5 protein-coding genes are annotated in these 7,011 nt (G+C 25.6%); all 5 read left to right on the forward strand.

Annotated features, from left to right (window positions below; all coding sequences use genetic code 11):
- The first annotated feature begins 2 nt into the window (after nt 1–2).
- The 5 genes from BN899_RS04220 to BN899_RS04240 all read left to right on the forward strand — a co-directional run bounded on the left by BN899_RS04220 (nt 3) and on the right by BN899_RS04240 (nt 6,981).
- Nucleotides 3–2,114 (forward strand): hypothetical protein, encoded by a 2,112-nt coding sequence (locus tag BN899_RS04220; RefSeq protein ID WP_042273236.1) that lies wholly within the window; start codon nt 3–5, stop codon nt 2,112–2,114.
- Nucleotide 2,115: 1 nt separating this feature from the next.
- Nucleotides 2,116–3,267 (forward strand): HEAT repeat domain-containing protein, encoded by a 1,152-nt coding sequence (locus BN899_RS04225; protein ID WP_052356582.1) that lies wholly within the window; start codon nt 2,116–2,118, stop codon nt 3,265–3,267.
- A complete protein-coding gene (locus tag BN899_RS04230; RefSeq protein WP_042273238.1) occupies nt 3,248–4,696 on the forward strand; it encodes a glycosyltransferase family 2 protein in 1,449 nt (482 codons plus the stop codon). Before BN899_RS04225 ends, BN899_RS04230 begins: the two co-directional genes overlap by 20 nt.
- A gap of 224 nt (nt 4,697–4,920) precedes the next feature.
- Nucleotides 4,921–6,537: a Na/Pi cotransporter family protein gene (locus tag BN899_RS04235; protein WP_042273240.1), complete on the forward strand. Its 1,617-nt coding sequence runs from the start codon at nt 4,921–4,923 to the stop codon at nt 6,535–6,537.
- A gap of 186 nt (nt 6,538–6,723) precedes the next feature.
- The gene (locus tag BN899_RS04240) at nt 6,724–6,981 is read left to right on the forward strand and encodes a hypothetical protein (protein WP_042273242.1); all 258 of its coding nucleotides are present in this window, start codon (nt 6,724–6,726) and stop codon (nt 6,979–6,981) included.
- The last annotated feature ends 30 nt before the right edge of the window (nt 6,982–7,011 follow it).

A 7,011-nucleotide genomic window follows, 5' to 3' on the forward strand; every position in this document is an offset into this window, starting at 1 on the left:
ATGTGAAACGATTTTTAATAATTAGTACGATAATATTTATATTAATAGCAAACTTCATAGATGATATAGCTACAAATAGAATGGCAGGAATGGATGATACTTATTTTACAAAAACAAAGGGTGAAGATATATATATAGCTAAAGATAATAAGTGGGAAAAGTTTAACATAGTTGGAGTTAACTTAGACCCAGCTAAGCCAGGGGTTTTCCAAAGTGAAAATACTGTAAAAGAAGAAGAGTATCTTAGATGGATACAATATATATATGATATGGGAGCAAACTGTATAAAAGTTTCAAACCTTATGAGCCAACACTTTTACAACGCACTAGAAAAGTTTAATAAAGATAAAGAAAATCCGATTTACTTGGTTCAAGGAATATATTTTGATGAAACCTATTTAAAAGATGGATATGACCCTCAAGGTAATAAATTGAAAGAAGTTTTTAAAACTAATATAAAGCTTATAATAGATTCAGTTCATGGAAATCCATATAATTTTGATAAGCCTGACATAGTTCAATTTTATAATACTGATATTTCTAAATATATAATTGGATACACTCTAGGTATAGAATTTGCAAAGCATGATCTTATATATACTGAGATTATGAATGAAAAAAAATCTTATAGTGGAAAGTTTTTATACACAGATGATAAAGCATCATCATTTGAATCATATATGGCACAAATGGGAGACTATTTAGCAGGTTATGAATTAGAGATGTATAAAAAACAAAGTCTTATAAGCTTTGTAGGGTCTTCATCTTATCATATAGTAAGTAGTAGAGAAAATCCAAAAGAGGATAGCATATTATTAAAGGATAAGGAAGTAGATGATCTAAAAAACTATCTAAATCCTGAAAATATAAAAGCAAAGAAAAAGTTAAAAACTGGCGTATTTGCAACATATAATATATATCCATCATACTCTGAAGTTAAGGAATATCAAAATAATATGGATTATTATTTTAAAAAGATAAAAGAATACCATAAAATACCAGTTGTAATTGGAGAGTTTGGAATACCTTCAGCTAGAGTGGCAGGTGACTTTAATATGGAAAACTCTTCAAAAGGATATATAAATGAAAAAGAACAAGGGCAAGCACTAGCAGAGGTTTATAAATCTATAAAGAGGTCTAATTGTGCAGGAAGCTTTATATTTGAATTTCAAGATAGCTGGCATAATTCATCATGGAATACTAAAGAAAGCAAAATTTTAGATAGGTCAGCTTACTGGAGTGATGTTCAAACATATAGCCAAAACTTTGGACTTATGGCGTTTGACCCAGGTAAAAAAGAAAGTATAAGTTATCCAGATAATGCTATAAGTGAATGGAAGGAAGAAGATATTTTAAACAAAAATAATAATATAAGCATATCAATGAAAAATGATGAAAAATATTTATACTTAATGTTAAAATTTTCGAATAATCTAGATCTTAATAAACAAGATTTATATATAGATTTAGATACAACACCAAAATCAGGTTCAAGTAAAAGTTCTCAACTAAATTTAGAATTTGATAGACCATCGGATTTTATAGTTAATATAAATGATAGAGATAATTCTAAAATATTAGTTCATGAGTATTATAATAGATTTAATTTCTATGAAAATGAAAAGAATAATCAAATAAGGCCTGATTTAATAAAACATACACCAGATATGGATGAATTTTCTCCAATATTTATAGAAACAAGACCTAAAATGTATGTAGAATCATTAGGAGGATTTGCAGATAAATTAGTTTATGAAACTGGTAAATTAGTGTACGGAAATGCTAATCCAAAAGATAAAGATTTTAACTCAGTATCTGATTTTTATATAGGAGAAAATTATATAGAGTTAAGAATCCCATGGGGGCTTTTAAACTTTATGGACCCTTCAACAAAACAAATACAAAATGACTTTTATGAAGAATTTAAAACAAAGCCATTAATGATAAATAATATAAATGTAGGGGTAACTGTAAAGGAAGGAAATAAAACAGATAGACTGCATAGTACTGCTTATGATTTGGATAGTTGGATCATGCCAACATACCATGAAAGACTAAAAGAATCATATTATATAATTAAGAATGAATTAATAAATAATCAAAGAGGAAAATAATATGAAAAGTATTGCTAATATATATATAATACTAAGTTTTTTTGTATATATAATTTCATGTTCAATTATTTATATGATAGTAAAAGATATGCTTAACATGCGATTTAATAAAAAAGTAGATAAATTAGAAAATACTTTTGGAAAAGAAGTTTTAAGACAACTAAATAATGTCAAATCAAATAAAGAGTTATCTAAAATAGATATAAAATACATCAAAGAAAATCTAAACAAAAGACCTTATGTAAAAGTTTTTAATAATCATATATTTAAATTTAATGAAAATGAAAAAAATCATAAATTTACTAAAATATATATGTTAAACTTTGAAGATGTAATATTAGGACATATAAAAAAATGTAAAAGAAAAGATGATACAATAAAAAGTTATTGTGCAGTATTATTAGGTGAATATAAATTAAATAATTTTGAAGTTAATAACTTTTTATTTAATTGTATTAACACAAAATCTATTTACTTAAGAGTATCATCATTAAAGGCTATATCTAAAATAGGTAATCTTAATAATTTTATAGAGGCTTTAGTATATATATCAGATGAAGACAAGTATATAAATAATAAGATTTTAATTGATATATTAGGACAATTTGGTGGAAATAAGAGTCTATTAAATAGACAACTTATAAATAAGTTTAGTTTATTTAATGAAAATATAAAAAAGACAATTGTAGAACACTTTAAAAATGACAAGATTGTATTAGTTAAAGATAATATGTTAGATATTCTAAAAAACGAAAGCAGTGATAAAGAAGTAAGAATAAGTGTGATAAAATACTTTTCAATTGTAAAATGTGAAAGTGCTAAAAATGAAGTTATAGAGATATTAAAGAAATATGACTGGGAGTATAGAGCAATTTGTGCATCTGCTTTAGGAAATTATAAAGATGAAGAAAGTATAGATGCTTTACTTATAAGTATAGGAGATAAAAACTGGCACGTAAGATATAATTCAGCAATATCTTTATTAAGATTCGAAGAAGATTATATAATAGATAGGGTACTTAAAAAGAATGATAAGTATTCAAGAGATATACTTTTTTATGCAATGTTTATGAAAAATAAAATACCTTATGAAGAGTGCTTAGAAATGTCAAGAAAGATAGAGGAAGACACTGATGTTAAAGTTAGTTATTGATTATTTAAATATATTTTTTATGTACTATATATTAATATATGCAGGGGTATTTTTCATATCTACAATATTTTCAGTTTTAGAGTTAAACGAAGATAAACGAAAAAGAAAGTATCTAAATGCATTATCAATAAAAAGTGAGGATAACTATATACCAATATCTATACTAGTACCTGCATATAATGAAGAACAAACAGTTCTAGATTGCATAGATTCATTACTATATTTAGATTATCCAGAGTATGAAATAATAGTTATAGATGATGGTTCAAAAGATAGTACCTCTGAAATAATAATAAATAAATTTAATCTAAAGAAGATAGCAAGACCAATTAGAAGAGTAGTGAACTGTAAAAAAGAAGAATTTATATATGAAGAAACTATTAAAGATAATATAAAGTTAACACTTGTTAGAAAAGAAAATGGAGGTAAAGCAGATGCACTTAATATGGGTATAAACGTATCTAGATATCCATTATTTGTATCCCTTGATGCAGACTCTATACTCCAAAGAGATTCACTAAGTAATATAGCTATACCTTTTATGGAGGATGATACAACTGTTGCAGTTGGAGGAAATATAAAAGTTTCTAATCAGGTTGTTTTAGACAAAGGTGAGGTTGTAAAAGTACTATCACCTAAAAGGTTGCTTGTAATATTTCAAACAATAGAATATTATAGAGTATTTCTAACAACGAGAGTTTGGTTTAATAGTTTTAATGGGAACTTAATAATATCAGGAGCATTTGGACTATTTAAAAAAAGTGCTGCTATAAATATTGGAGGGTATGATACAAAAACTATAGGAGAAGATATGGACCTTGTTGTTAAACTTCATTCTTTTTATAGGAAAAATCATCTTCCATATAATATAAAATATGCTCATAAGGCAATTTGTTGGTCTCAAGTGCCAGAGAAATTTAAAGATTTAAAAAATCAAAGAAGACGTTGGCATATAGGTCTTATTACAAGCTTATTAAATCATAGATATATACTTTTAAATCCTAAATATGGAACGGTAGGAGTATTCTCATTTTTGTATTTTGTAGTATATGAATTATTTTCTTGCATAATAGATATATTTGGATTAGTTATAATTTTAATATCCTATTTTTCAGGACTATTAAATATAGAATTTTTATTTACATTTTTATTTGTTTATATATTATATGGAACTATAATATCTATAACATCTATAATTCTTGAAAATTATATATTTAAGCATATATCAAGTGGTTTTACATTATTAAAGCTTATGGTATTTTCAGTATTTGAAAGCTTTGGATATAGGCAAATCTGTTCATGGTATAGACTAACAGGATTTATAGGATATAGAAAAAGAAAGAACCAATGGAATAAGATAAGCAGGAAAAAACAAAATAAAATTTACGATATTAAGGATATAGAATATAAAGAAAAAACTTTGGATTAATTAAAGAAAATAATGTTAAATAATTTAATACAAAGCAGTTATAGATATATTCAAATAAATGTTTTCCACTAATAAAAAGAATTACTTATATTAATATAGGTAATTTTTTTTATAAAAAAAATAAGAAAATATAAATAAAATTAACAAAAACGTCGAATTTTCTGCTAATATAAAATAGTGAAAAAAGTAAGGAACAGAACTATTATTTTGAGGAGGAATAGACAGTGAAGATATTCATAAGTCTTATCGGAGGCTTAGGACTTTTCTTATATGGAATGAACATAATGGGAGAAGGACTGCAAAAATCAACAGGGCCTAAATTAGAAAAAGCCATAGGACTTCTAACTAGTAATGTAGTAATGGGAGTTTTAGTTGGTGCGGTTGTTACAGGTATTATACAAAGTAGTGGAGCTACTACTGTAATGGTAGTCGGATTTGTAAATGCAGGTATAATGAGTTTATATCAAGCTATAGGAGTTATAATGGGTGCAAATATTGGTACAACAGTAACTGCACAGTTAGTATCATTTGATGCAAGCATAATATCATCAATAGCTCTTGGAGTAGGTATTATATTATATATGATAGGTTCTAAATCAAAGCCAAAACTTAAAAATATATCTGAAATATTAATAGGATTTGCTATATTATTTATAGGTATGGAATTTATGAAGGATGCTCTTGCACCTTTATCTCAATATGAAGGATTTAGAAATTTATTAGAAGGACTTGCAGACCATCAATTTTTAGCACTATTAGCAGGTTTTGCACTTACAACTTGTTTACAGAGTTCAAGTGCATCAATGGGTATATTAATAGCCCTAGCATCACAAGGTCTAATGCCATTAGCTGGAGCATTACCAATACTATATGGTGATAATATAGGTAGTTGTACAACTTCTTTAATATCAAGTATAGGAACTAACAAAAATGCAAAAAGAGCTGCAGTTATGCATCTAACATTTAATGTAATAGGAACTCTTTTATTTATGTTAATTTTAAATAAACCTATAAGCATGATAGTTCAAAATTTAGATCCATCAGATGTATCAAGACAAATAGCAAACTCACATACATTATTTAATATAATTAATGTTTTAATATTATTACCATTTTCTAAGTACATAGTTAAATTAGTTATGAAGCTTATACCAGATAATGGAGATGAAGAATACGATGAAAAAACAACAAAGTATTTAGATGAAAGAATGTTAGAAACTCCATCTATAGCACTTGGAAATATAGTAAAAGAAACATTAAGAATGGGAAATAAAGCAAAAGGAACATTAGAATCCTCAATAAAAGCTGTAATAGAAAGTTCTGAAGAAGATGTGAAAAAAACATTTGAAAAAGAAAGTATCGTAAACCAATTACAAAAGAAAGTTATAGATTATTTAGTAAAACTATCTACAAAATCATTAGATGATCAGTTAATAGTTCAAGTAGATTTTCTATTTAATACAGTAAATGATATAGAAAGAGTTAGTGACCATTCTGAAAATATAGCAGAATTAGCACAAGATCTTATAAATTCAAACTCATCTTTATCAAAAGAAGCTAAAGATGAGATAGTATGTATTTATGATAAAGTTTTAAAAGTATACACATTAGCACTTCAATCTATGAAAGAATATGATAAAGTGTTAGCACATAAAGTATTAGAATTAGAAGAGGAAGTAGACTACATGGAAAAATCTTTTAGATCAAGTCATAGAAGTAGATTAAAGAAAAATTTATGTAGTATAGACTCTGGTATAGCATATATAGAGTTATTAAGTAACTTAGAAAGAATATCAGACCACTCAAAAAATATTGCAACAAGAGTTATACAAGGAAACTAAGAAGTAATCAAACACTATTTATATTAATATAAGTAGTGTTTTTATTTTGAATTTATCTTTTGTATAATGTCAGTGGTTATGTTAATAATTATAGCTATATCTTAATATAACTTAAAACATATTTGTAAATACTTAGTATTTGGGTATATAATGTTTATATTATGAAATAGAAAGAAGGTTTTGAATATGGAAGAAATATACAGATTAATAGAAGAAAAAATAAAAGAAGCAGGTCATGAAGGTAATGTAAGTGGAAAAGATATTTACGATGAAATATGTGATCAAATAGAAGAAGCAGAAAATGGAAGCTATATATTTATGTCAAAGAAAGATGATGATGTTTTCTTTGAATATAAAATAGATGTTATGGATGATAACTTTAATTTATCTTATATTGATATAAACACACCACAAGGAAAAATACATGTAGATTTTGATAACTAGAAAATAAAGAAAGGTATAGCTTATATAAGC

This window comes from Faecalimicrobium dakarense, assembly GCF_000499525.1.
Taxonomy (GTDB): Bacteria; Bacillota; Clostridia; order Peptostreptococcales; family Peptostreptococcaceae; genus Faecalimicrobium; species Faecalimicrobium dakarense.

Coding starts and splice junctions, on each gene's coding strand:
- BN899_RS04225 (WP_052356582.1), top strand. CDS start 2,116: ATGAAAAGTATTGCTAATATATATATAATACTAAGTTTTTTTGTATAT.
- BN899_RS04230 (WP_042273238.1), top strand. CDS start 3,248: ATGTTAAAGTTAGTTATTGATTATTTAAATATATTTTTTATGTACTAT.
- BN899_RS04240 (WP_042273242.1), top strand. CDS start 6,724: ATGGAAGAAATATACAGATTAATAGAAGAAAAAATAAAAGAAGCAGGT.